Source organism: Pseudomonas sp. ANT_J12 (genome assembly GCF_008370045.1).
Classification (GTDB): Bacteria; Pseudomonadota; Gammaproteobacteria; order Pseudomonadales; family Pseudomonadaceae; genus Aquipseudomonas.
In genome coordinates this window covers 1-24,824 of record NZ_VOBN01000037.1, presented here as the reverse complement: position 1 = coordinate 24,824, position 24,824 = coordinate 1, and the positions used below count along the sequence as shown (strand labels likewise).

Genomic DNA, 24,824 nt, shown 5'->3' with positions numbered 1-24,824 from the left:
AGTTCGCCACTGGCCGCCACCACGCGCGGCTGGCCCCGCAAAGCCATCACGCCAAACACTGCCAGAGCGGTAAGAATCAGAAGAACGATACAACCCAGGGTCAAGCGCTGCGACAGCCGAACGGGGATAAAAGCCATGCCATTACTCCTGCGTGGAAAGGATGCTTAAAAGGGACTACCAGAACTAGGTCTGCCGTGCCCGGGTGACCTGTATTCGTTGAAGCTATGAAGCCTGACTCGGTTGTAATAATGGGTCAGATACCCTTTCCCTTGCCATGTGTATCACCTAGTTGGAAGCGTTCGAGGGCGTCGTCGCCCCAAGGGCCAAACCCCGCTTACCAGGGCTTTTTTGCGGATGGTCTTCGTTGGCCGCCTTTCGCCGAGACGTTTGAAGGGGAGGGCAAAAAAATGATTGGGGGGAGTGGGAGTCAGGAGCCTCGGAGTCAGTGAGATCGAGTTCCTGATCAGTTAGAATGTTTCTAGGTGAACGGGTGGCGATTCAATCCATGAACCTGCCAGCCGTTCACAACTCGTCAGATCTTGAAACGATCGACGAGCTTAATGAGCTCCTCAGAAACCTGCACCAGTGACCCGGTGACCGACTTGGTCGTACCAGAAACCTTGGTCACCTGCGCAGCATCGTTGTTGATGCCTTCAATGTGCCGATTGATTTCCTCGGCGACCTGGTGCTGCTCCTCAGCGGCTGTAGCGATCTGTATGTTCATGTCCTTGATGATCGTCACTGCTTCGTGCACGCCTGAGAAGGCGGCTTCGACCTGCGAGCTATGGGCCACGGATGCGTTAGATTGGTCTAGGCTTTCTTGCATCTCATGCGTGACCCGCTGCGTGCTGCTGACCAGTTTGACAAGCAGGTGATTGATTTGCTCAGTGGAATCGCTGGTACGCTTGGCCAACGCGCGCACTTCATCAGCTACCACTGCAAATCCGCGACCATGGTCGCCAGCCCGTGCCGCTTCGATCGCGGCGTTCAATGCGAGCAAGTTGGTCTGATCGGCAATGCCTTTGATGGTCACAAGGATTTCGGTGATGCTCTTGGTGTCGTTGGCAAGATCACCGATAGAGTCGGAAGCCGTTCGAATGCGCTGCCCCAGGTGTTCGACCTGTGTGATCATTAACGTAATTACGCTCAGTCCCTTGTTCGCCTGATTCTCTCCGTCTTGCGCGGAGATTGCAGCCCTGTTGCAATTCATCGCGACCTCGTTGGCTGTCGCCACCATTTCGTGGAATGCGGTCGACAGCATGTCGACAGCCGTTGACTGACGCCGCGCAGTATCGTCGAGTGCATTGGTATGTTGGCCAATGGTGCTGGCGCTCTGCTGAACTTGCTGGCTGGATAAACGGATTCCGTGGATCAGTTGCTGAATACTGTTCATAAAGGCGTTGAAACCTTCAGCAAGTGCCGTGGTTTCGTCCTTACCTTTTACGGCGAGGCGTCGAGTTAGATCACCTTCGCCACTGGCTATTTCCTGAAGGCTTTTTGCGGTGTTCTGTATCGGCGAAACCAACAGCGTCGACAGCGCCACCCCGCAAGCGGCAAATATCGCGATCAAAACGACACTTATGGTAAAGATGATCAAGACTAGTTTTTTAGCGCCCGCCATGATTTCCGATGTTTCGATCAGACCGATGTACTTCCAGCCGAGTTGCTCCGACTGATAAATGTTCGCGGTATATTCTTTTTCGCCCAACTTTACTTCATAGCTACCAGCGCTGTGCTGAGCCAACTCGCGGTAGCCTTCGCCAAGACTGTCCAGCGCTTTGAAATTGTTATCTTCATGCAGAGCATCGGCCAACACATTGCCGCTGTTTTCCACGAGCATCAAATAACCGGTCTCACCGAATTTTACGCGTTTGACTACTTCGGTAAGTTGTTTGAGCGAAACATCCAGACCGATCACCCCTTGGGTGCCGTCGTCTGCCGTAAACCGCTGCGCCGTCGAGATAATTGTCGAGTTGTCGTCTTCGAATAAATACGCTGCCGTACGTGCCGGCTGGCCATTGCCAGACATACCCGTCTTGAACCAGCCCCGGGAACGGGGATCGTAGTTCGCCTGGATGTTCGTCGACGGCCACTGAATGTAGCCGCCATGACTGGTGCCAAGGTAGACATATTTGTAGCTGGGGTGCGCCTTGCCGATCTCCTCGAATAAAGAGAAGAGTTCCCCGGAGATACCGCTGGTAGGCTTTTGAATCTTCGACGTCTGATTCACCCCCGTGTAGCTTGGCAGGGACTGGTCCGCAGACTTCGGCAGCTTGGTCTGCGACAGCGTTGAGACGTTTTCCGCCACACTGGAAAAGAACATCTTAAAGGCATTGTCGACCTCGGTAATTTGCTTGATGCTGCTATGATTGAAGTAGGTTACTTCACGCTCCATCGCCTGCCGGGTTACAAATAACGAAATTATCACGATCGGAATGATAGTGGTGAAGATGAAGGCCGCAATCAGTTTGTATCGTATAGTCATGTCCTGCCTCTGAATAATTATTTTTCCATGGCCGAGACGCAGCATGCGCATCAACTATCTTCGATAGCATGTCCATTTTTTCAGTCGCTGTAAGTCGAAGCAAGTGTTGGTGCTCAATCCGAGCGCCCGGCGATTTCTGCTGGAGACGTCAACTAGTGTGAGGTTTAAGGCATTAGTTGTCTCTAAAAGAAAGTCATCTTTTATTCCTTGGTTAAACTGCAATTATTTACTCAGATAGACCCTGTTCCAGCGTTCATTTCAGGTTGTTTGTCCCGTACCGAACCCATCCGGTTACTTCTTCGCCCCTTCTAGTATGGGTCCTGACAAAGTTCTTAGAAACGACGCCAAGTCATAAACTTCCTGTTTGGACAGTCGGATGGGCTGACGCTCGGAGTGGCCGCTGGTACCCTGCGACAACTCAGAGTGGCCGACCTTCGCGGTTGGTGCGTTTATATAGTGGGCAATGACTTGTTCAATAGATGCGAACTGCCCTGCGTGCATGTAGGGCGGCCGCAAGGCTACGTTCCGCAGACTCGGTGTCTTGAATGCGCCGTCCATGGAGGTCTTGTCTGTGGTTATGAAGCGTAGCTCCTGACACTGGTCGGGCTTAGCATCGCTAAAGGGCCCCAGGCAGTTGAATTCGTCTTTCTGCGCTTTGTCGATCGCGGTGGCACGGCCATGATCAGGATTAACGGAGTCGCGGGGAGGCACACCGGTATTGTGGAAGTGCTGATCGGTAAAAAGTGGGCCGGTGTGACAACTTACGCACTGACCCTTGCCAACAAATATCCGCAGACCGTTGACTTCCTGGGGTGTCAGGGCCTGCTGCGCGGCAGGGACTCTCGCAATAGTACCCTCGACGTACCGATCGAAGGGTGCCTCACCATAGGTCAAGGTCTTCTCATAGGCTGCGATGACCTTGCCAATGTTGGCAAACACTCTCGTAACGTCTTCACGTTCTTTCGCTGTCATCGAAGCCCATGCCAGCTTTTCATCCGGGGTTCCGACTGGCCCTGCATCCTGGGCAATGCGCGACAGATCTGGCATCGGCTGAAAGATGGCTTCATAGTCCGCGCGGTAATGGGTTCGCATCAAATGAACGTAGCGGGTACGGTTCGCCCCATGCTCAACAGCATCCTCCAGTGGTCCGAGTGCCTGGGCCCATAAACTGTCTTTGCGTCCGTCCCAAAACAGCCAAGGGCTGTGCGCAACATCGACGACAGGCATCGTACGCCGCACACCTTCGCCGACTCCATTACCCACAGGTAGCCCATCCTGGAACTGCTTTTCGGGGTCGTGGCAACTGGCGCAGGAAATAGTATGGTTACGACTGAAACGGGCATCGTTGAAAAGGCGTCGACCGAGATCGACTGCGGCCGGAAAAAGCTCAACTGAATTCGACGGGTCTTTCGGAGTTGGTGGCACCTGGCTGATGCGTAGTGACGCGAGTACGTCCAGATCTGCAGGACTCCACGTATCTCGTAAATGTACATTCCTGTCGGATTCAGGCTCGGCGAGTCCTGGCATTGTCGTAAGAGTCGAGAGTACCGCTACAAAGATGCCTGCCCGCGTCGATGACCACTTGTTCATGTACCTCTCCTGGCGACACGTCAACGTACGACTAGCGAGCTACTGAATCTGGCGCGACAACGACGTTGAATGTCACACTGTCATTCCCCTCCGGACTTTGGATGGCGAGCTTGATCTCCCACCAGCCATTCATGCTGAATTTCATGCCTTCGAGCAGGTAGGTCCCTTCAGTCAATTCCCGGGTGACTCGCGGTTGAGTGGGCAATCCATGTCCGTGCTGTGGCATTCCCCCGTCCACGGCAAATTGTGCATGGGTGACAGGTGTGCCCGTCGGCGAGGTCACCTTGATCTGCCATGAGTGCATCTGGTTGATTGCTGGCAACTGCGACGGTGGTTGCATGACGACCAAAAACTTGTTCTCGTCGGTGGCATGTGTGAGCGAAACGTCCAGATTGGAAGGCATTCTGGAACAGCCTGCGGCGGCCAGGATCACGGCGATTAACACGCTTGAAGTAATGATTCGATACATGCTGGAAACACCCGAGGTGAACGAAGTTGTGAGGCCAACGTTAAGTAACAAACCCATCTGCGCAAATAGGTGACGCAAGTTCTGAGGGGCTGGCGCCAGATGAGAGGCACGACCAGATGATCGTGCCGCGTCTGACTTGTAGTCTGGCGGCAAGAGACAGCGTGGAGTCTCTATAACCAGTCGATTACGAGCTATTGCACCTTGGCTGCCAAAGCGGTGCGAGCAACTTCAGCAAAGTAACGAGCCCCGGTGATCAGCACGTTATCGTTGAAGTCATACTTCGAGTTGTGCAACGGAGTGCCTCCCTCCGACGCATTTTCGCCGTTGCCGATGAAGACGAAATTTCCAGGTACGACTTGCAGAAATGCACCGAAGTCCTCAGAAATCATCATGGGCTGTACATTCGCGTTGACCCGATCCGCGCCGACAACTTTGGTGGCCGCAGCAATAGCCACTTGAGTGCATTGCTCCCAATTCACGGTAGGGGCGAACTCGTGTGTGTATTCAAACTCGCAGGTCGCACCGTGCATCTGGCAGATGCCTTCGCTGATTTCACGCATCCGTTTAGCCAGCATCGCCTGAACCTCTGGAGCGTAGCTTCGCGTATCGCCTTTGATCACCACGTTCGTAGGAATCGCATTACGAATGCCGTCGGTAAAAAACTCGGTGCATGAGATGACTGCTGGCAAGCCTGGGTCCAGGTTGCGGGAGACAATTGTCTGCAACGCCAGGACGATTTCCGAGGCAATAACGATGGGGTCGATGCCCATGTGCGGTCGCGCGGCATGCGTGCCCTGGCCCTTGATACGAATAACAAAGTTGTCTTCGCTCGCCATGATGCCGCCTGACCGGGTGGCGATCTGACCCGCTGGCAAACCGGGCATATTATGGGCACCGTAGATGTCATCCACCGGAAAACGCTCGAACAAGCGGTCCGCAATCATCGCCTTTGCGCCACAGCCATGTTCTTCGGCCGGTTGGAATATAAACCGGACAGTACCGTCGAAATCCCTGCTCTCGGTCAGCAGTTTTGCTGCCCCCAGGATCATGGTCATGTGCCCATCGTGGCCGCAGGCGTGCATCTTTCCTGCAAAGGTGGATGCGTGGCCTCGACCGGGCGCGTCCTCATGGATGAGTAGAGCGTCCATGTCTGCGCGCAGGCCAACAACCGCCGTGCTGCTGCCCAGCGTCAAACTTGCCACAAGTCCTGTGCCACCAATTTCGCGGTGAACCTCCAGCCCCATACTTGTGAGTGCGTCAGCGACGTACTCGGAGGTGTGTACCTCTTCAAAACCGAGCTCGGGATGCTGATGTAAATGATGACGCCACGTCACTAATTGTCCGTGAAGTTCGTTGTCATTGATCATTTCTGCTCTCCTTAATGGTCTCGGCCAAAAGCCGTAGGCTGAGCCACACGCGTTGACGCTCGAGGACGGATTGCGCTGATTCCATCACCAGGCTCTCGTACACCACGGGCGCTGTGGCGCCTTCGGTGCTGATAATGAGTACGCGGGAATCTGCAGTTATGCCGACCTGACGAGCCAGGGCCGGATTTTTCTGAAGCTCCAGAAGGCCGGCCAGACCTGCAACTCCTGATTCACCAGCGACCAGCGGAACATCCTGATGACTGCCTTTTGCAAGCAACCGCATGGCGATTACCGCGTCCTCATCACTGATGGTCATGAAAAATTCAATGCCTGGTTGCAGGAATCTCCAGGCGAGAGGGGAGGTTTCTCCGCAGGCTAAACCGGCCATGACAGAGTCCACTACTCCGGTGGCTTTTGCCGCGTGACCCTGCATAGCGCTTTGAAAGAGACAGTCCGCCTGATGTGGTTCTACCATCACGAGGATAGGCCGGTCTTCTTGGTAGTACTCCCACAAATAGCTGGAAATCCCGGCAGCCATGCCGCCAACACCACCCTGAACGAAAACATGGGTGAAGGGAGATGACGCCTCAGTGTGACCGCAGGTCTGTTCAATTACTTCCTCCGCGATGGTTCCGTATCCTTGCATGACATCGCGCGGTACATCCTCGTAGCCATCGTACGAAGTGTCCGAAACCACTGACCATCCGTTGTCTTCGGCCAATTGAGCAGTGTGCGCAACAGATTCGTCGTAGTTACCATCGACGCGAACAATTCGAGCACCGTACGCTGCAATCGCCGTCTCACGCTCGTGGCTGACATTGGCGTGCAGGACGATCACACAACCGCATCCCACACTTAGGGCCGCCGCTGCCAACGCTCGACCGTGATTGCCATCTGTTGCGCTGATGACAGTGAAATCGCGCAGTTGCTCCTTGTACTTCCCATTGATCAAACCCTTGGGTTCGAAGCCCTTTTCGGGCATTAGCCGCATGATCAAACGGATCAACGCGATGGGTGCACCCAAGGCTTTGAAACTAGCCAGTGGAGAGCGCACAGATTCATCTTTTACCCAAAGTCGAGCCACACCCAAAGTGGCGGCAAGGTTCGGAAGGGACCAAAGCGGAGTTGGACCTGCATTTAGTAACGACCAATTGGATAGCCATGTGCGGGATTCTCGAGCCTTTTCTACGCTCATGATGTCTCGGAGTTCAGTCGGATATGGAGCGCGAGACGCGCGATAGTTAGCAAGTAACATAGGGGCTCCAGTATAGTAAGGGATATAAAAAAGGTGATTAGTTTAATAAGTTGGTTGCAGGTCGTATTTGCTCGAAAGTTGGAAAGCCGAACTCATTATTAAATGAACAATCTGTCACAAAGCGGATGAGTACTCTCCATTTTTTATCGTTCGGCGTTTGGCGGAGCGCAATGCTCATGCCTGATTTTCATAACGTATGAGGATCGTAAAGGGCGTTGCGCGCATAATTGATCGAAAATCGGGACGCCATATGCATTATCGTTGCGTTTTTGCCATTTTGTTGCGTCTACTGTAGGCGCCGACGACGGAAAGCGGTCCGGCCACGCGACCAAACTCGCTGCTCGGTGCCTTTTTTGCTGTAATAGCGAGCCCATCCCTGTATTGAGGATCCCCCATGCAGCTTGATGTTTATGACCGAAAGCTTCTGACACTCCTTCAGAAAAATAACCGGATGTCACAGCGCCAACTTGCAGAAGAGGTCAATTTGTCGCCCTCAGCGGTGAATCGGCGGATCGCTGCGCTGGAAGCAGCAGGTGTGATAAAGGAAAATGTGAGCATCGTTGATCCTGCCTCCGTAGGAAGACCCATCACCGTCTTGGTGGAAGTGAAGCTGGAAAGTGAACGACTCGATTTACTGGATCAGATAAAGAAGCGTTTTGTCACCTGTCCCCAGGTTCAGCAGGTCTACTATGTGACCGGCGACTTCGATTTTCTGTTGGTTTTGAATGTGAGGGACATGGGCGAGTACGAACAGTTGACGCGTGAGTTGTTTTTCTTTGGAAATATCAAGCAGTTCAAAACATTTGTTGCAATGCAGAATAATAAACGAACCTTCGCTGTTCCTATCGCACCGTAGTACAACAGCAGGACGTCACCTCCAGAGGCTTGAAAAACGCACTTAATTATCGCCAGCTGTAAATTTCCACTCTGATCCTGATTGGCGATCCTAAATGCGCATTGTTATTCTTTATGAGACCAATGTTCGCCTGTGTCACAACATGGGCGCGCAACGAAATTTCATTTGAGTTACGTAAATTCGTACATTTGTGCAGAGATTGGGGCGTATTCTTTGAGCCAAGCCGCAAAAGATCTGATAGATCGAAGGTTCGGTTGACATGCACTCTCCTGGGTTTATCTTCCGAAAATCATGCCATATTGTGGGTAGTTACCTTCGCGGTTAAAAACGTTGTTTATAGTTACCAACGTTCTCGTTCAATATTCATTTTGGATAGGATGTACCGATGAAAAAGGCACTGCGTTTCACGTCTCTTTGTCTCCCGTTAACGTATGCGATGGGGCTAACTGCTGCATTAGTGAATTTCGCTCAGGCAGATGATTCATTACAGAAGATGAGGGAACACGATACTGTCAAAGTTGGCTATGCCAATGAAACGCCGTTTGCTTATGCAGACCTGAACGGTAAGGTGACAGGAGAGTCTCCGGAGATCGCAAAAATAATTTTTGCAAAATTAGGTGTTCACAATATTGAAGGTGTGCTCACCGAATGGGGGTCATTGATTCCTGGATTGCGTGCGAATCGATTTGATGTGATCACAGCGGGGATGTACATCACCAAAGAACGTTGTAAGCAGGTTCTTTTCACAGACCCGCACTATAAGATGTCAGAGGGGTTGATGGTAAAATCAGGCAACCCGAAAACACTTCACAGTTATGAAGACATAAAGAAAGGTGGCTATAAGGTTGCTATCGTTTCCGGCACTGTCAATATTAATTATGCGCGACAAGCAAATCTGACAAATGAGCAAATCCTACAAGTTCCAGACACCAGTGCGCAATTGCAAGCAGTGCGGTCGGGCAGGGCGGACGCTGCTACAGCCACTCTGCTAACTCTTACTGATTTGAGTAATAAGGCTGGGGCCGATGTAGAAATAGTTGGCGACTTCAAAGATGCTGCCGCGCACACCGACTACGCGGCTTTGGCTTTTCGGCCAGAAGACAAGGAGCTCCGAGATGCTGTCAACATTGAGTTGAAAAAGTGGTTGGGCAGCGAAGAACATCTTGCGACAATAAAACCTTTTGGATTTGATAAGTCCTTTATTACTCAAAAGACAGCCGCTGAGCTCTGCCAGCAATAGGCATTTTGACATGGCTTCCTTTGAAAGGGAGCCACGCCGAAATTCGACAGGAGTTTTATCGTGCTAATTCTTTTCCCGCTATTGATGCAGGGTGTTCTGGTTACTATTAAGATTGCTTTCTATAGCAGCGTTTTGGCTATTATTATGGCCATTATTGCTGCTGTTGGGAGGCTTTCTTCATACGGTTTAGTTCGTTGGACTTGTATCGCATATATTGAGCTTTTCCGCGGAACATCTTTGGTGGTTCAGCTGTTTTGGCTTTTCTTTGTTTTGCCGATGCCACCATTCAATGTTGAGCTAAGTCCGATGGTCGTGGCCGTTATTGGTTTGGGGCTGCACATTGGCGCCTATGGGGCAGAGGTTTTACGAGGCGCTATCAACTCCGTTCCCAGAGGGCAAATTGAAGCGTGTATTGCTTTGAATGTGGGACCAGTGAGACGTTTTTTTAGAGTGATTCTTCCACAGTCATTTTTAATTGCGCTACCACCAGGTACCAATCTGTTAATCGAGCTCATTAAATATACTTCTTTGGTTTCATTGGTGACTCTGTCCGACCTTACGTTTCGAGCGCGGCAATTAGATCAAATGACATTTGAAACGTTAAAGATTTTCGGGCTGGCGATGGTTATGTATTTTATTTTGGCACAAGTTATAAATTTCTTGTCCAGATTGTTTGAGCGACTATTAAGTCGTGGCAAGCTTGGGAGGTTGCAATGAACGATTTTTGGAACTGGGGTTTTGCCTGGAAGGTTCTCCCTTTGTTGGCAGAGGCATCGCTCAAAACAATCACAATCACGCTGACAGGTTTTTCAATTGCAATAGTGCTGGGTCTGTTTCTTGCGTTGGGCAGACGCAGCAATTTCGCGTGGTTGAGTTGGCCCAGCGCGGCGTTTATCGAGTTTATTCGCAGCACGCCTTTACTGATTCAAGCTTATTTTGTTTACTATGTATTACCCAATTATGGAATTGTCCTTTCGGCCATGACGGCCGGTGTGATTGCTATTGCCATTCACTACGCTTGTTATACCGCTGAGGTGTATCGCGCTGGGCTAGATAGCGTTGATAGGGGGCAGTGGGAGGCGATAACATCACTTAATATATCTTCAAAACGTGCGTATCGAAGTATCATTCTTCCGCAAGCAATAAGGCCCATCGTCCCAGCCTTGGGTAATTACTTCATTTCAATGTTCAAAGACACCCCCGTCCTGTCCGCAATCACGCTAGTTGAAATCATGCAGCAGGCCAAAAACATAGGCTCCGAAACCTTCAGGTATTTGGAGCCTGTGACAATGGTAGGCGTTTTTTTCTTGATAATAAGCATTGTATGCGCCCGTGCTATACGTCATCTAGAACAAAAATTGGAGCAAGTGCGATGAGTGACTGTGCAGTAATTTCTTCAGAGCGAAGCGTTGGCGCTAAAGTGCATGGTGCTGCAGAAGCAAAGCCCATGGTGCGGTTTTCTAATGTGACCAAGCGATATGGTGGTTTAACTGTTTTAGACGGGCTAAATCTTGAAATAACACCCGGAGAAAAAGTAGCGCTGATCGGTCCAAGCGGATCAGGAAAATCGACACTTTTACGTATGCTCATGACCCTCGAAAGCATTGACGGCGGACTCATTGAGGTTGATGGAACGCCTCTTACGCATGAGAAAAATTCGGTTGGGGAACTAATTTTAGCCAGTGAAAAATATAAAAGATCCGTTCGCAGTAAAATCGGAATGGTTTTTCAGAGTTTTAACCTATTCCCAAACATGACCGTCTTGGGGAATGTTATGGAGGCACCCGTGTATGTGCTGGGTCTCACGAAGGACGAAGCGCGGGAACGGGCGCTCCAACTTTTGGATATGGTAGGGCTGAGCGAGAAAATTCAGCATTACCCAGCTCAACTTTCAGGTGGCCAGCAACAGCGTGTTGCGATCGCCAGAGCATTGGCGATGCGGCCAAAAATAATGCTATTTGATGAAGTAACCTCTGCACTCGATCCAGAGTTGTGCGGGGAAGTGTTGAATATTATTCGACAATTAGGTGAGCAGCATAGTCTAACCATGCTCATGGTTACCCACCAGATGGGGTTTGCTCGTGAGTTTGCCGACAGGGTGTGCTTCTTTAGTCAAGGGAGGATATTGGAACAGGGACCTTCTGAAGAGTTTTTTGAGCATCCTAAAGAAAAGCGCACCCAAGCATTTTTAAGTGCTGTGACGGAAGCTTCTTGAAATCTTGTGTTGGTGTGCTTTAAATAATATTGTCGAATAATTAGGCTTTTTTTTGAGGTCTGGATATGAATTTTCCAATGCGTGGTTTCAAGATTGCCGAGTTTGAAAATCGAGTTGATCGCGTTCAAATGGCAATGCGCACATCAAAGTTAGACGCACTGCTTCTCACCACGGAGCCGCATTTCCGGTATTTTACAGGTTTTCATACGCAATTTTGGCAGAGCCCGACTCGCCCTTGGTTTCTTATCATTCCGGCAACGGGGAAACCAATCGCAGTTGTTCCAGAGATTGGTGAGAGTGGCATGCTCGAAACCTGGCTCGATAATGTTATTACATGGCCTTCGCCTCGTCCCCTTGACGATGGGGTAAGTCTGGTGGCCGAAGTACTAAACTCGCTTCCCTGGCGATTCGGGGCTGTTGGTGTACCCTTGGGAGACGAGTCTCATCTGAGGATGCCTTATAATAATTTTGTGAAATTACAGGCGCTTGTTAAAAAGTTTTTTTGTGACGCCGCCCCACTCATGCATTCTTTACTTCAGATCAAGTCGGCGGCGGAAATTGATAAAATAAAGGCTATCTGTGCCATTGCGGGTAAGGCTTTTGACAAAGTTTCGAGTCAAGCCAGGATCGGAAAGAGTGAGAGGGACATCTGCCAACAGTTTCAGATTGATGCGTTGCTGGCAGGAGCCGATAGCTGTCCCTACTTGATTGCTGGTTCTGGCCTGGACGGCTACGACAGCATCATCATGGGACCTACCGACCGAGTCTTGAATGAAGGGGATGTGTTGATTATCGATACAGGGTGCGTAAGGGACGGTTACTTTTGCGACTACGATCGGAATTGGGCGTTCGGCCAAGTAAGTGAGGAAACCCGTGCGGCGTACCGAGCTACTTATGAGGCTACCACAAAAGGCTTTGAGGTCGCACGACCAGGCGCAACCGCGAGCGATGTGTTTACGGCGATGTGGAGTGTATTGCTCGCCAATGGCGCGTTGGGAAACAACGTTGGGCGTCTTGGGCATGGTCTCGGGATGGAGCTAACTGAGCAGCCGTCTAATACAAAGGACGATAACACTTTACTGAAGCCGGGTATGGTGCTTACCCTTGAACCAGGTATGGTTTACGCGGCCGGGAAGTCCATGGTTCATGAAGAAAATATAGTGATCACTGAGGATGGAGCAGAGTGGCTTACCGTCCGAGCATCATCTGAATTATTGATCATCTGATTCGCCGGTTGCATACACAATCAATCGCAGGAAAGGGGCGAGAGTCCCTTTTCTTCAGAGGTTTATAAATTGCCACCTTGGTAGCATATTCATTCAAGACTCCCGCTTTGCCAATGACTAGGGTGCACCTTCCACTTGAGAGTGATACCCCATGTCATTAAAATTTTCTCATAAAATTTGTGTCGCGGTTATTATGGTGAAGTAGAGAAATATACCAACTAGCAGATTTGGGAATTTGACATGGATGTATGTACAACTCGCATTGTTGGGCAGTGGGCTTTTCTTTTTAATCGGCATGCTGACTGGACTGTGGAAGTATCGCATCATGCTTAGCAGTCCTGACGCTCAAGCTCCCGTCTAATACGGAGGTTGTCGTGTGTCATACAAGCAAACGCCATACACCCCAACCGAGAGCATTGCAGATCGATATCGACTGTTGAAGACCGCCATGCGGTGCAGTGGCATCTTCAACCTATTCTATTTCACACAAGCCACTGGTTCTTTCGGCAGGAAATTTTTCAAGCGCTGGGGTGGCCGTGCCCCGATATTGATTCACCGTTCGTCATCAGCCAATTGCAATTGATAGGGACTCTGGTGTTGGGTTATTCGTTGATGAACCTCATCATAGCGAACGACCCCTTGCGTAACCGTATCTTTATGGCTCTGAATCTGGGTATCGGTCTGGTCTGCATTGTCATCCTTATCGGCGGTGTTTACATAGGTACCTATCAGCACCAATACTTATGAATGGAGTACTGTTATTTGTGCAGGTCGTGCTAATGATGTGCCTGTTTCCATGGATATTGGCGGGGAGGGCTTGGAGCAATGGAGTACTTGATTATTGGCCGTAATCTCGGTACGTCACATATCTGAGTAAAAGAGCATTCAACATGAGTATTTCACGATTGCTACAACCTCTCGACGTAGTACCGGATGAGGTATCCTTCATAATATGCATTACCTCTCACCTTGGCTGATACTAACCATTCTCTTTGGCATCTCGGTACTCGCGACTTTGAGCATTTATTTGCACAGATTTCGCGTCTCCACAAAATAGTCTGTGGGATGTTGCCGCTGACCGAAAACTGACCCAGTAAAGGTTGTTCTGCCGATTGAAAACTGACCCAGGTGTTCAACTGCTTCTGCTCAATTTTCGAGCCTTTAAACGACGGCAATCTGATTGTAGATTAATGAGTCTCGGCAGACTGAGAGTATTTTCGCGCCTGCGAAGTAGTTCAGAGGCGCGCTAGTAATGCCCAAACTTTTGCCTGTATTCCGCAGGCGTCAACCCGGTTAACTCCTTAAACATACGTCGCATGTTGGAATCGCTACTAAACCCGAGTTCTAGGCTGATCGTACTGATGTCAGAGTGATGCGCTCACCGACTTGGCTCAACTTGACACGCCGGGCATAAGCTCCTATCGCAAGCCCGGTTTCATTTCTTACCTTGCGGGCGAGTGTGCGTTCAGACATTCCGAGTGTTCCTGCCAACGCTTTCACCGTGATTTGTTCAGCCGGCATCTGCTCAAGCAGAATATGCAGCTTTCTCAGCAGCTTGCCGGGCTGTTCAATCAAACTCGTGGCGTTAAAAACAGTGTGGGGCAGCGCGGGGCGCGAAAGTACCATCAACTTGATCAGGTCGCGAAGAACTTCAGGACTGACATTACGTTCAATCAGCGTCTGGGCAATAGGCAGGTAGCCGTTTACGCCCGAAGCTGTGGCAGTTCGCTCATTGAAGACGCAGTTGTGCTCACTCTGCCAGTGCACCTTGTTGTAACGCTTCACCATCGCTTCAGCGAGCCACCAAGTAACCGTCGCCGGTTGATCGTTGAGCGGACCACTGGCAGCCAACAGGCACACTCCCGTGCAATAACTCCAAAGGTGGCGACGACTGGAACGTACGGATAGCCCTTTCACAAGATTGGCATATGTAGCCAGAGCCTTTTCCACGTGGTGCGCAGATTCCGCCCAGGATCCTGGCACTAGGATGGCGTCCAATTCACTGCTGTTGACTGTATCCGTCGCATTCAATGTAACGCCATGACTACATTCCACGGGCCCTGCCTGCAAACCCACAAAGCAAGTTTCAAAAATCATTCGCCCCGTGCGCCGGTTAGTGGCACGCATTAGGTCGGCCGCGCGCTGGGAGCCGTGGCGGGGACCCAAAGTCTATGCACTCTGGGGCTGGACGCAGTCTGCCTGTTGGGTGCCGTGATCAGCGCCACAGCCTTGCTGCTCTGATTTCTCTCATCCTGTTTTTTCAACGACTGATCAGGTGCGCCACATGAAAGTTGGCTACTTGCTTCTCGCAATCTTGATTACTGCCATTTGGGGCATGAACTTCTCAGTCATCAAACTAGGACTGACAGCCGTCGTGCGTCCATGGTAAGTATCGCGCGCCTTGGCTGCTGCGATTCCCTCGAGCTGGCGCTCGCGCCGGAGGTTGGTTTCGAATTCAGTGAATACTCCAAGCATGTCCAGGAAGGCCTTGCCCGCCGCACTGCGGGTGTCGATGGGTTGCTCGGTCGCCTTGAGTGAGTGTGCAAGGAGCAGTCGTAAACCAAGGGCCGGTTTTCGGCTGAATGGGCGTGCTACGGCAGCACCAGATGGGTTGCAAGATGCTGATACACCACCGAGACCCGCCGCAGATGGCGCGCGTCGGTGTGCGTAAGCAGCCACAGTTCGGTTTGGCATTCCTCAATCTCGCCACCGAGTTGCACCAGATCCTTTCGTTGCTGCCCGAGGAACAACGGAAGCAGGCCGACCCCCATGCCGAGACTCACAAGTTCAGCGACCGTCAATATACTGTTGACGCGATATTTCGGCATCACTTTCGGGAAGCGCATCTTTCGCCAGACTACGCTGGGGTGTTCGGGCAGGGCATCGTCAGGCGCGATCCAGCTCTGAGCGGCGAGCACAGAGTCATCGAAATTATTTAACCCGACTGTGCATGCCGCAAACAGCCCAACGCGAATGGGCCCCACGTGCTTGCCGACTAGGTGAGCGGGAGGGCGCTTGGTTGCACGTACCGCAATGTCGGCGTCCCGCCGCGTCAGACTGGCCAATTCGTTTCCTGCTACCAAATCAAAAGTCAACAAGGGGTGTAGAGGGTTCAGCAGCTTCAGTGCCGGTGCTACCAGGGAGTGCAGCACTGTGTCCGTGGTCGTGATTCTCACCGAGCCCGACACATGACCGGGATCGGATTGTGTCGCAGAGCGAGCGAACTCGAGTTCTGCTTCCATCCGCTCCGCATGGACCGCCAATTCTTGAGCCAGATCCGTCGCTAGGTATCCAGACCGCGAGCGTTCGAAGAGTCGGAGGCCAAGGCCTTTTTCGATGCGCTGCAGGTTGCGGAAGACTGTGGACGTGTCCTGTCCGAGCAGCTCGCCGGCGGCGGCTAAGGATCCGGCACGCACCAAGCCGAGTATGGTATCGAGATCGGATGCCCCAAGTTTGTATTGCATTTTCGCATTCACACATTTCCTCCGCGCCTATTAACAATGCAAATTGGAAATCCTATCGTAGTGACTCCTTACCCTCAACTGGAGCCCTTAAATGGCATCGTCTCTCACCCGAAGCACCGATCTCGGCATAGCATTGCTGCGCGTGAGCCTTGGCACGATGTGGATCGCCCACGCGCTGTTGAAATTACTGGTATTCACGTTGCCCGGCACTGCCGACTATTTTGGCAGCATTGGATTTCCCGGCTGGGTGGCTTATCCAGTGTTCACCGTCGAACTGCTCGGCGGCTTGGCCGTCCTCCTTGGTGTATATGCGCGCCAAGTCTCGCTAGCGCTGGCGCCCGTCATGGCCGTGGTAATTTCCGTGCACTCCGCCAATGGATGGCTGTTCAACGCCCCAGGAGGCGGCTGGGAATACCCAGCCTTCCTATTCGTCGCCTCGTTGGCCCTATGGCTTGCAGGCGATGGCGCATTGAACCTACGCAGCAGCCGCCGCCTGATCCCGGCTATTTGAAGGACAAGCCTTGAACACACAGCTCACCCTCGTCAGCCACCAGCTTTGCCCTTACGTGCAACGTGCAGCTATCGTGCTTGCCGAGAAAAACATAATTTTTAAACGCATTCATGTCGATCTTTCGAACAAGCCCGACTGGTTCCTGCGCATCTCCCCGCTAGGTAAGACACCGGTGCTCTTGGTGGATGGCGAGCCTATCTTCGAATCGGCCGTTATCTGCGAATACTTGGAGGACACGACGCTGCCGCGGCTGCATCCGGACAACGTCCTCCAACGTGCCCGCCATCGCGCCTGGATGGAGTTTGGCTCTGCGGTGCTGAACACCATCGCCGGTCTCTACAACGCCGCCGACGATAAGGTGCTGCAGGACAAGGTCGTAGAGATGCGCAAGCGCTTCGAGCAGATTGAGGCAGTGTTGGGCGATGGCCCGTACTTCGCTGGCCAGCATTTCTCGGTCGTCGATGCCGTGTTCGGCCCGGTCTTCCGATACTTCGATGTCTTCGACGGCATTGCCGACTTCGCCATCTTCAAGGCCACGCCTCGGGTGCGCGCCTGGCGCGCCGCCTTGGCTGCGCGGCCGACCGTACGCGACGCAGTCGATCCAGACTATCCCCACTTATTGCAACGTTTCCTTGCCGAGCGCGGCTCGGCACTTTCTGCACTGATGAACCACTAGGGGGTCTTACCAATACCCCCTCGTGGATGTGGTGCCGCCGGGATCGCGCCATGCAGGTGCTGTGGAAACTGGCACTTGAGCCGGTTGCAGAAACGCGTGCGGATCCCAATTCGTATGGATTTCGGCCGCTGCGATCCACAGCCGATTCAATCGCACATTGCTTCAATGCACTGGCGAAACGCAGTTCGCTCAATGGGTACTTTTGGGCGACATCCGAGGCTGTTTTGACAATATCAGCCACGATTAGCTGATCGCCAACGTACCCATGGATAAAGTGGTTCTGCGTAAGTGGCTTCGATCCGGCTTGATGTCGAACTGCGCTTCGACGCGCTCGATCATGGTCTTGGTACTCTCGACCTCGGCCGTTCGATGAGCCGGTGTCGGTTCCACATCCACGATGACGCCATGCTCGGTATCGATCAGATTGTTTGAGGAATAGGCGAAGAGCGCCGGGCCCCCTGGAACTGCGGTCCATCGGGCCTGCGGATCAGTCAGCGATAAACGCTTCGGAAGTGTTTCAGCCAGGGTCTCCTCATCGAGCGCTTCAAAGTACTCACGCAAAGCGCGGGTGCTCAGGGACGGATCGCTCCATTTGACCTGTTCATCACCCGGTACGCCGCGCTGGGGGCATCTCTCCACAGAGGCGCTCCACCCGTACAGCGTGGCGCGGGTGTTGCGCTGGGCATTAACGCGCGGCGGTTTCGCGACTTGGGCCAGTCGCAACCAATGGAGCCCTAAAGCCTTGATGGAGTATGTCGGTTGGCCTGACGTACACACCGTTCGGCGACTGGCAACGCGACATTCTCAAGTAGTCGAAATGACTGCGCGAGCGACTATTTCGTACCGAGATACAGGCCATGTTATTACAACTGTAATGGACAACTATTGATCAAGCATGCGGTCGAAATCTCAGGTTTGAGAAACCGAGATTCTCAAACCTCAGCGCGGTTTTTTGCCCGCGGGCTCTGATGGACGGTACGCCGAGGAGGACAGGGGCCTGATTCTCGAAAAGCCCGGGCCGATCCCGGCGATAGACTCAATGGGCCGTCTTGGTTTAGGTGTAGGCTGTAGGCGATTTACCAGGCAGAAAACTGCGTCGGACGCCAGCAAGCGCAGCGCGGCTGGACCGTACACGGTGTGTGCGAGGAGGACACCATGACAATGCCCAACGAGCGCACGCGCGCACTCATCCAGACGCGAGACTTTCTGGTCGAGCTTGCAGAAGATTCCGCGCTTTCAGCGTCCATCCGACGTCAGGCCCGCCAGCTGCTACGGCACTATCCCCATGCAAGCGAGATACTGCGGGCCGGGCAGGTCGAAGAGCAAAGGGTCGACCGACTCACTGAGCCCTTCCTGAGCTCCAGCATCGATTGACCGCCGTGGCCACTCATCATCAGCCCAAAGCCGCTGATCCTGAGCCATGGATAGGTAGAGGGGAATGGGCTCCCTCGCCTTATTGATCTAGGGCGTTATGGAATTCCACTGGCGCTCAATGGCGCTTCCGGTCAGACCGGCGTTAGCTCATATTCCATTGGATGGGAAATCATTGGGAGGGCGTTTGATGAGCACTTCACCTGCGACTCGACGCCCAGCAAAAAAGCAAGCGGTGTCCCGCGAGGAGGACATCGCGGCCTTTTGGCGATTAAGTTCCGATCGAGAGCCGCTGACGGAATCGGAGCGGCTGTACCAGATAAAAGTAGGGTTTCCCGCTGACCTCATCCAGGTTTTTCGCTTGGCCTTCGACCTTCAAGACCGCCACCTGGAAACGCTGCTCAATGCATCAACTTCGGCGCTTGAACGACGGCGGCGCGAGCAAAAGAACCTTGATCCTGTGGCCTCCGAGCGTTTGGACAGAATTGCTGTGGTCAGTCACTTGGCTGAGGAGATCTTAGAGACACCAGTGTCCGCCGCGCATTGGATGTCGACACCGAATAAAGCGCTCGGAGGGACTGCACCGATCATGCTCTGCGAAACGGAGATAGGGGCCAAACAAGTTCGCCGTGTCCTTCAGACCCTTGAGTGGGGAGGTCCAGCCTGATGAGGTATGGCGAGGTGCACCCTGTTAGGGAAAGGAATCATTCCACTAAACCCATAAAACAGCCGCAAGGACAAAAATTGTTTACTCAAGCCTAAAGCTCTACGCACAGCGTAAGCAACGCACCAGGTACGAAACGAAGCCACCGAGCCCCGCGATCGCATCGGAATTTACCAGCATTCCTACAGTGAAGACTGGCAGAGCACTGCGCTAAGCTGCTGCTCGACCTACTGAGCTTGCTGTTCCTCTTGTACGGTATCGTCCGAGAGCACTACCAGGTGGATGATCTCATCGAAGATGGACAGGCTCATGCCCGATTTTTTCGCCAGCTCTAAGGCTTCCTTCACCGTTGGCGGTTGCTGGTAGAGCGACTCGATTTTGGCTTTGACCGCCTCGGGGATGGCGCCGGCGGCGAGGCCATTGATGAAAAGCTCGATGTTTGCGCGTTCGGATGGTGTGATATCGCCGTCGCATTGGGCGGTCGCGACTGCCACGGCGTTCAGGGCGATAATTGCATTGAAGTGATTGCCGGCGGCCTTGAGGCTTTCCATGGCTTTTTCGAGGCGGTCTTTCAGCAACGAGATCTCAACCAGTTGCTCGGCTTTGGCTTGCTTGACGCCAGCATCGAACCCGGCCTTGCGTGCTTCATCGTCTCCGTCCAGGTTCGCTGCCACTATGTCAGGGGCTAGGCAAGCAGTTACTTCAGTCACTGCTGGTAGAAGCCGAAGCTCGCGGATTCTGGAAAGTCCTTTCACGCATTTTTACCTTCAATCACTCCAGCCTCGCATTGTGCGTAGCCTGCGGTTTCCGCCAAGTGGGGGTGTATGAAAAACACGCCTGCCTAGAAGGACGCTGGCTCGACTGCGCGATTGTCGAGCGCTTGTTCCCGAACAATCAGCCAACCTGAAGGAGTCGATCATGGATAACACTCACCTTCCCGTCCATAATCGGTGCGGGCCCAGTGGGCTTCGCCGCAGCCGCTCACCTTCTGGCTAGAGGTATCACTCCGCTGATCCTGGAAGCAGGTCCGGAAGCTGGGGCCAGCATTGAAGAATGGGCGCATGTGAAGATGTTCTCTCCTTGGCAGTTTAATGTGGACAAGGAGGCGACCAAACTTCTGCTGGCCGATGGTTGGACTCCACCACCGGAGAACGAGTATCCAACGGGTCGTGAACTGCTGGACCGGTTTGTTCGACCTCTCGCGGACCTCGAACAGATCAAGCGTCACTTGCAGCTCAATACCCGTGTTCTGGCAGCCACTCGCGTCGGTCAGGATGTGATGAAGACCCAGGGCAGATCGGCAGCTCCTTTTTTACTGCGTGTCGCAGGGGCCGTGGGCGAACAGGATGTGCTGGCCAGTGCTGTCATTGATGCCTCGGGCACCTACCTGACACCAAACTGGATGGGCACCCATGGTATCCCTGCATTGGGCGAGATCGAGAATGCAGCGCACATTGCGTACGGCATTCCGGAGGTACTGGGTCGCGCACGGAGTCGTTATGCCAACAAAAGAGTCCTCGTGGTGGGTGGTGGTCACTCCGCTTTTAACTCCCTCCAGGATCTGGTGCGGCTGACACAGGAGGCGCCGCAAACCAAAGTGCTCTGGGCGATCCGAGGCAATTCTCTTGAGCGCATTCTGGGTGGTGGGGCGAATGATCAATTGGAAGAGCGCGGAAAGCTCGGCCTGAAGATTCGCCAGTTGCTGAATGACGGCGTAATCAAGTTGTTCAAAAACGTCGCTATCGATCAGGTTGCAGGCAATGGCCAAGGACTGGTCGTGAATGCGGGAGACCAGATACTTCCACCTGTGGACGAAATCATTGTGGCGACTGGATTCCGTCCAGACCTGAGTCTGCTCGCCGAGCTGCGTATCTCGCTTGATCCCGGGACCCAAAGCTCAGTGTTGCTTGCTCCAATGATTGATCCCAACGAACACAGCTGCGGTACGGTCAGACCTCATGGCGCGGTAGAACTTGCCCAACCTGAGGAAGGTTTGTTCATTGTTGGGATGAAGAGCTATGGCCGGGCGCCTACGTTCTTGTTGATGACGGGGTATGAGCAAGTTCGCTCTGTCGTCGCGGCGCTGGTGGGTGATTGGGAGGCGGCTAAAAGGGTTGAGCTGGTTCTCCCGGAGACAGGCATATGCAACTCGGATTTCGATGAAGGCGATGATCACGTGAATGCTTCGGCAAGTCAGGGGGCTTGTTGCGATACTGGAGGGAAAACTCCTGAGGTCGCACCTCGCACCTAGCCGGGTTGTTGCAAAGGCTAATACCCATCCACCGATATGGGTTGGGCGCGTGCTTATGGATATCGAGCGCATTCGTGTCGCTGGCCGCTCTAATTTCTATGGCCTTACCTAGGCATCTGGAAACAAAAGCAGACCAATTCTTAACGCTTTAGACATGGCTTAAAGTGAATCCATTATGACTATTCTTGCCATTATGGGCGTGGGAATAGGCGAGCACAATGAGGCTACTCCCTAAGAGAGCTTACTGATGAAAATCCAGCAGATACGTAACGCGACGATCATTCTCGAATTCGGTTCCCACCGTATCCTAGTCGATCCGATGCTGGCATCAAAGGGCGCGCTTCCACCTCTGCGTTTATTCGGTGCCCGGTTGCGAAACCCCCTTGTCGATCTGCCCGAGTCAGCGGCCAATGCACTGGACTCGGTCACGCACTGCCTGATCACACATTGTCAGAAGGGACACTTCGATCACCTAGATCGGGCAGCAAGCCGCTGGCTAAGGGAGAAGCAGATTCCAGTGATCTGTACCCCCCGCGACGCCCCCTATCTGGCCGTACGTGGTTTGAATACTCATCCACTTTCGGACGACCACGACCAAGCTGCCCCCTTCCTAGGCGGCACGATTCGAACGGTCAAATGCACGCATGGTGAAGGCCTGATTGGCAAACTGATGGAGCATGGAGTCGGTTATTTCATTGAGGTCCCTGGAGAGCCAAGTGTTTACTTGAGTGGCGATACGATTTTCACGCAGGTTGTACAAGACTTTGTTTTACGCCATCAGCCTCAAATCAGTGTAGTGCCTGCAGGCGGTGCACACTTCGATTTCGGAGGTGAAATCATCATGGGAATCGACGAGGTCATTAAGTTCACGAAAATGTCCAAAGGCACAGTCGTAGCCAACCATTTGGAAGCCTTAGGTCATTGCCCGGTAACCCGAAGTGACCTTGCGGCGGCGGCTAAATTGGCCGGTGTCGTATCGCGGCTATATATCCCTGCCGATGGGGCAATCTTAGAGATATGTGGGATGGGAATGCCTCGTAATTCAGTTCGCTTCCCTGATTTGGATAAAGCTACCGCTTCTTGCACTTAAGGCCCCGCAGTTCTTTTTTTGTGCCTGTATATCGAAGCGCGGCATTAATGTTTTCCTGCCTAGTTGGTGGGGTAGCGTCAATGCACTATAAAGATCACTGCAAGTGATTGAGTTGAAGGACCCCTTATTTATAAGTACGTTGTGACAATGATTTAGGTGGTGTAAATGCGCTTCTAGTCTCGCTAGCGCTGGCGTCCGTCATGGCGGCTTGGAATACCCAGCATTCCTATTCGTCGCCTCGATGGGCTATTGCTTGCAGGCAATGGCGCACTGAACCTACGCAGCGTCCGCCGCCTGATCCCGCCTATTTGAAGGACAAGCCATGAACACACAGCTCACCCTCGTCAGCCACCAGCTTTGCCCTTACGTGCAACGTGCAGCTATCGTGCTTGCCGAGAAAAACATAGTTTTTGAACGCATTAATGTCGATCTTTCGAATAAGCCGGACTGGTTCCTGCGCATCTCCCCGCTGGGTAAGACACCGGTGCTCTTGGTGGATGGCGAGCCCATCTTCGAATCGGCCGTTATCTGCGAATACTTGGAGGACACGACGCTGCCGCGGTTGCATCCGGAAAACGCACTCCAACGCGCCCGCCATCGCGCCTGGATGGAGTTTGGCTCTGTCGTGCTGAACACCATTGCCGGTCTCTACAACGCCGCAGACAATAAGGTGCTGCAGGATAAGGTCTTAGAGATGCGCAAGCGGTTCGAGCAGATTGAGGCAGTGTTGGGTGATGGTCCGTACTTCGCTGGCCAGTATTTCTCGGTCGTCGATGCCGTGTTCGGCCCGGTCTTTCGATACTTCGATGTCTTCGACGGCATTGCCGACCTCGCCATCTTCAAGACCACCCCTCGGGTGCGCGCCTGGCGCGTCGCCTTGGCTTCGCGGCCGACCGTACGCGACGCCGTAGATCCAGCCTATACCCACTTATTGCAACGTTTCCTTGCCGAGCGCGGCTCGGCACTTTCTGCTCTGATGAACCACTAGCTGTAGCGGTTATCTTGGACAGATCGCTCGTGAGGGCTGAATTTTCTGGGGTGCCTACTTCCTCCTTTCTGTCGTTAAAGAAGGCGTGGCACGCTGCGGGCAGCCTGAAGCCTAGGGAAACTTATATGGACGCCTCCCGGAGCTCAATAGGTAGCTATGCTGGCGCGTAGGTAGGAGCAGTCTTATATCCGGCCTGTTGTGCAGGCCGAAAAACCTGCTGGCCCTGATGGAATCCGCTGACGAGGCCCTCATCTGAAAATCGAGCTGAAGGCTGTGCCCGCGGCTCATAATCCTTACCAGGTTTACCCCGTCACGGTCTGACCTATTTCGCCATCACGTGCTTACCGCCTGTGCTCCTTGTGAAGTCTGTTGGTTCCTGTTTTCAATGCCCCTAGGGCATGCCGTAAAGAGTTCGGCCCGATACGTAGAGCCCTTGGTCAACAAGGCCCAAATGGTTCTGGCAAGCTTGTTAGCCATTGCGGCGACCGCCACGTTATAAGGCATTCTGGTCGGTCAACTGGGCAATCTCGTTACGAGAACAACCGCGAGCGGCCAGCGCTGTCACCCGCGCCCGACGACCGTCGCGCTGACTGATCGTGGCAGATCTTATGCGCCGACTCAGTTCAGTTTGTTCTTCCTCACTGAGCACGATGTCCTGAGAATTCATATGATCGCTCCAAGCCCTGACTGATCACAGAAGCATAGCTCTGGTTAGAAGCTTATTTCGGAGACAGGACACTAGCGGTCTGCGCGGGTAGTTCGTTAGTCTTAAAAGGTCAGAAACAAGCGGCCCAATAATTTAAATAGATAAATTAATTAACTTTTCAGCCCACTAGTACTGCCCAAGTTTTTGTCGGTATTTTGTAGGCGTCAAACCGGTTAGCTCCTTTAACATACGTCGCATGTTGGAATCGCTGCTAAACCCGAGCTCTAGGCTGATCGTACTAATAGGTACTGATGTCAGAGTGATACGCTCACCGACTTGGCTCAACTTGACACGTCGGGCATAAGCTCCTATCGCAAGCCCTGTTTCATTTCTTACCTTGCGGGCGAGTGTGCGTTCAGACATTCCGAGTGTACCCGCCAACGCTTTCACCGTGATTTGT

At 52.9% G+C, this 24,824-nt stretch carries 22 protein-coding genes and 7 pseudogenes; 15 read left to right on the top strand and 14 right to left on the bottom strand.

The window, feature by feature from the left end; all coding sequences use genetic code 11:
* Nucleotides 1-654 precede the first annotated feature (654 nt).
* The 6 genes and pseudogenes from FQ192_RS35265 to FQ192_RS33285 all read right to left on the bottom strand — a co-directional run.
* Nucleotides 655-1,492 (bottom strand): annotated as a pseudogene (locus tag FQ192_RS35265) (methyl-accepting chemotaxis protein); the annotation flags it as partial.
* 165 nt (nucleotides 1,493-1,657) lie between these two features.
* A pseudogene (locus FQ192_RS35260) lies at nucleotides 1,658-2,395 on the bottom strand (cache domain-containing protein); the annotation flags it as partial.
* 381 nt (nucleotides 2,396-2,776) lie between these two features.
* Entirely contained in the window at nucleotides 2,777-4,075 is a 1,299-nt protein-coding gene (locus FQ192_RS33300; protein WP_218585823.1) for a cytochrome-c peroxidase, read from the bottom strand.
* A gap of 31 nt (nucleotides 4,076-4,106) precedes the next feature.
* Nucleotides 4,107-4,544: a FixH family protein gene (locus tag FQ192_RS33295; RefSeq protein WP_218585821.1), complete on the bottom strand. Its 438-nt coding sequence runs from the start codon at nucleotides 4,542-4,544 to the stop codon at nucleotides 4,107-4,109.
* Between the two features lie 191 nt (nucleotides 4,545-4,735).
* The gene (locus FQ192_RS33290) at nucleotides 4,736-5,911 is read right to left on the bottom strand and encodes a M20 aminoacylase family protein (protein ID WP_149662203.1); all 1,176 of its coding nucleotides are present in this window, start codon (nucleotides 5,909-5,911) and stop codon (nucleotides 4,736-4,738) included.
* Complete coding sequence (locus tag FQ192_RS33285) at nucleotides 5,901-7,166, bottom strand: diaminopropionate ammonia-lyase (RefSeq protein ID WP_149662202.1); 1,266 nt, start codon at nucleotides 7,164-7,166, stop codon at nucleotides 5,901-5,903. The genes FQ192_RS33290 and FQ192_RS33285 overlap by 11 nt, the downstream gene beginning before the upstream one ends.
* A 394-nt stretch (nucleotides 7,167-7,560) precedes the next feature.
* Between FQ192_RS33285 and FQ192_RS33280 the strand changes: the two genes are divergently transcribed.
* The 6 genes from FQ192_RS33280 to FQ192_RS33255 all read left to right on the top strand — a co-directional run bounded on the left by FQ192_RS33280 (nucleotide 7,561) and on the right by FQ192_RS33255 (nucleotide 12,703).
* Nucleotides 7,561-8,022 (top strand): Lrp/AsnC family transcriptional regulator, encoded by a 462-nt coding sequence (locus tag FQ192_RS33280; protein WP_149662201.1) that lies wholly within the window; start codon nucleotides 7,561-7,563, stop codon nucleotides 8,020-8,022.
* 436 nt (nucleotides 8,023-8,458) lie between these two features.
* Entirely contained in the window at nucleotides 8,459-9,262 is an 804-nt protein-coding gene (gene ehuB, locus FQ192_RS33275; RefSeq protein WP_149662207.1) for an ectoine/hydroxyectoine ABC transporter substrate-binding protein EhuB, read from the top strand.
* Nucleotides 9,263-9,322: 60 nt separating this feature from the next.
* Complete coding sequence (gene ehuC, locus FQ192_RS33270) at nucleotides 9,323-9,979, top strand: ectoine/hydroxyectoine ABC transporter permease subunit EhuC (RefSeq protein ID WP_149662200.1); 657 nt, start codon at nucleotides 9,323-9,325, stop codon at nucleotides 9,977-9,979.
* Complete coding sequence (ehuD, locus tag FQ192_RS33265) at nucleotides 9,976-10,638, top strand: ectoine/hydroxyectoine ABC transporter permease subunit EhuD (RefSeq protein ID WP_149662199.1); 663 nt, start codon at nucleotides 9,976-9,978, stop codon at nucleotides 10,636-10,638. Before ehuC ends, ehuD begins: the two co-directional genes overlap by 4 nt.
* Complete coding sequence (gene ehuA / locus FQ192_RS33260; RefSeq protein ID WP_372242380.1) at nucleotides 10,635-11,477, top strand: ectoine/hydroxyectoine ABC transporter ATP-binding protein EhuA; 843 nt, start codon at nucleotides 10,635-10,637, stop codon at nucleotides 11,475-11,477. The genes ehuD and ehuA overlap by 4 nt, the downstream gene beginning before the upstream one ends.
* Nucleotides 11,478-11,542: 65 nt before the next feature.
* Nucleotides 11,543-12,703 (top strand): Xaa-Pro peptidase family protein, encoded by a 1,161-nt coding sequence (locus tag FQ192_RS33255; RefSeq protein ID WP_149662198.1) that lies wholly within the window; start codon nucleotides 11,543-11,545, stop codon nucleotides 12,701-12,703.
* 1,246 nt (nucleotides 12,704-13,949) lie between these two features.
* Here FQ192_RS33255 and FQ192_RS34795 read toward each other — a convergent pair.
* The 4 genes and pseudogenes from FQ192_RS34795 to FQ192_RS33230 all read right to left on the bottom strand — a co-directional run bounded on the left by FQ192_RS34795 (nucleotide 13,950) and on the right by FQ192_RS33230 (nucleotide 16,179).
* Complete coding sequence (locus tag FQ192_RS34795) at nucleotides 13,950-14,057, bottom strand: helix-turn-helix domain-containing protein (protein WP_306108906.1); 108 nt, start codon at nucleotides 14,055-14,057, stop codon at nucleotides 13,950-13,952.
* On the bottom strand, nucleotides 14,048-14,800 hold the full coding sequence (locus tag FQ192_RS33240; RefSeq protein ID WP_256672437.1) for a DJ-1/PfpI family protein: 753 nt from the start codon (nucleotides 14,798-14,800) through the stop codon (nucleotides 14,048-14,050). The genes FQ192_RS34795 and FQ192_RS33240 overlap by 10 nt, the downstream gene beginning before the upstream one ends.
* Before the next feature lie 261 nt (nucleotides 14,801-15,061).
* Nucleotides 15,062-15,241: pseudogene (locus tag FQ192_RS33235) on the bottom strand (recombinase family protein); the annotation flags it as partial.
* Nucleotides 15,242-15,294: 53 nt separating this feature from the next.
* On the bottom strand, nucleotides 15,295-16,179 hold the full coding sequence (locus FQ192_RS33230) for a LysR family transcriptional regulator (protein ID WP_149662195.1): 885 nt from the start codon (nucleotides 16,177-16,179) through the stop codon (nucleotides 15,295-15,297).
* A 79-nt stretch (nucleotides 16,180-16,258) separates the two neighbouring features.
* Here FQ192_RS33230 and FQ192_RS33225 point away from each other — a divergent pair, with 79 nt between their 5' ends.
* From FQ192_RS33225 to FQ192_RS34790, 3 genes and pseudogenes are all read left to right on the top strand, one after another.
* The gene (locus FQ192_RS33225; protein ID WP_149662194.1) at nucleotides 16,259-16,678 is read left to right on the top strand and encodes a DoxX family protein; all 420 of its coding nucleotides are present in this window, start codon (nucleotides 16,259-16,261) and stop codon (nucleotides 16,676-16,678) included.
* Between the two features lie 10 nt (nucleotides 16,679-16,688).
* Nucleotides 16,689-17,354: a glutathione S-transferase family protein gene (locus FQ192_RS33220; protein WP_149662193.1), complete on the top strand. Its 666-nt coding sequence runs from the start codon at nucleotides 16,689-16,691 to the stop codon at nucleotides 17,352-17,354.
* 41 nt (nucleotides 17,355-17,395) lie between these two features.
* A pseudogene (locus tag FQ192_RS34790) lies at nucleotides 17,396-17,598 on the top strand (reverse transcriptase domain-containing protein); the annotation flags it as partial.
* A gap of 50 nt (nucleotides 17,599-17,648) precedes the next feature.
* Here the strand turns inward: FQ192_RS34790 and FQ192_RS33210 are convergent.
* Nucleotides 17,649-17,978: pseudogene (locus FQ192_RS33210) on the bottom strand (IS5/IS1182 family transposase); the annotation flags it as partial.
* 531 nt (nucleotides 17,979-18,509) lie between these two features.
* Here FQ192_RS33210 and FQ192_RS33205 point away from each other — a divergent pair.
* Nucleotides 18,510-18,728: a BPSL0761 family protein gene (locus FQ192_RS33205; RefSeq protein ID WP_149662192.1), complete on the top strand. Its 219-nt coding sequence runs from the start codon at nucleotides 18,510-18,512 to the stop codon at nucleotides 18,726-18,728.
* A 187-nt stretch (nucleotides 18,729-18,915) separates the two neighbouring features.
* Entirely contained in the window at nucleotides 18,916-19,392 is a 477-nt protein-coding gene (locus FQ192_RS33200; protein ID WP_149662191.1) for an antitoxin Xre/MbcA/ParS toxin-binding domain-containing protein, read from the top strand.
* 224 nt (nucleotides 19,393-19,616) lie between these two features.
* Here FQ192_RS33200 and FQ192_RS33195 read toward each other — a convergent pair whose 3' ends face one another.
* Nucleotides 19,617-20,144: a hypothetical protein gene (locus tag FQ192_RS33195; protein ID WP_178129309.1), complete on the bottom strand. Its 528-nt coding sequence runs from the start codon at nucleotides 20,142-20,144 to the stop codon at nucleotides 19,617-19,619.
* Between FQ192_RS33195 and FQ192_RS34905 the strand changes: the two are divergent.
* The 4 genes and pseudogenes from FQ192_RS34905 to FQ192_RS33175 all read left to right on the top strand — a co-directional run.
* Nucleotides 20,069-20,296: pseudogene (locus FQ192_RS34905) on the top strand (N-acetyltransferase family protein); the annotation flags it as partial. The gene FQ192_RS33195 and the pseudogene FQ192_RS34905 sit on opposite strands and share 76 nt — an antisense overlap.
* 54 nt (nucleotides 20,297-20,350) lie before the next feature.
* Nucleotides 20,351-21,640 carry an NAD(P)-binding domain-containing protein gene (locus tag FQ192_RS33185; protein WP_256672436.1) on the top strand — a complete coding sequence of 430 codons (1,290 nt, stop codon included), beginning with the start codon at nucleotides 20,351-20,353 and terminating at the stop codon, nucleotides 21,638-21,640.
* Nucleotides 21,641-21,887: 247 nt separating this feature from the next.
* Nucleotides 21,888-22,730: an MBL fold metallo-hydrolase gene (locus FQ192_RS33180; RefSeq protein WP_149662188.1), complete on the top strand. Its 843-nt coding sequence runs from the start codon at nucleotides 21,888-21,890 to the stop codon at nucleotides 22,728-22,730.
* Nucleotides 22,731-23,052: 322 nt separating this feature from the next.
* Nucleotides 23,053-23,718 carry a glutathione S-transferase family protein gene (locus FQ192_RS33175; RefSeq protein ID WP_149662187.1) on the top strand — a complete coding sequence of 222 codons (666 nt, stop codon included), beginning with the start codon at nucleotides 23,053-23,055 and terminating at the stop codon, nucleotides 23,716-23,718.
* Between the two features lie 511 nt (nucleotides 23,719-24,229).
* Here the strand turns inward: FQ192_RS33175 and FQ192_RS33170 are convergent.
* Nucleotides 24,230-24,385 (bottom strand): annotated as a pseudogene (locus FQ192_RS33170) (IS630 family transposase); the annotation flags it as partial.
* Between the two features lie 165 nt (nucleotides 24,386-24,550).
* Nucleotides 24,551-24,824, bottom strand: a 274-nt coding sequence (locus FQ192_RS33165; protein ID WP_149662186.1) for an AraC family transcriptional regulator, incomplete at its 5' end; no start/stop codon positions are given.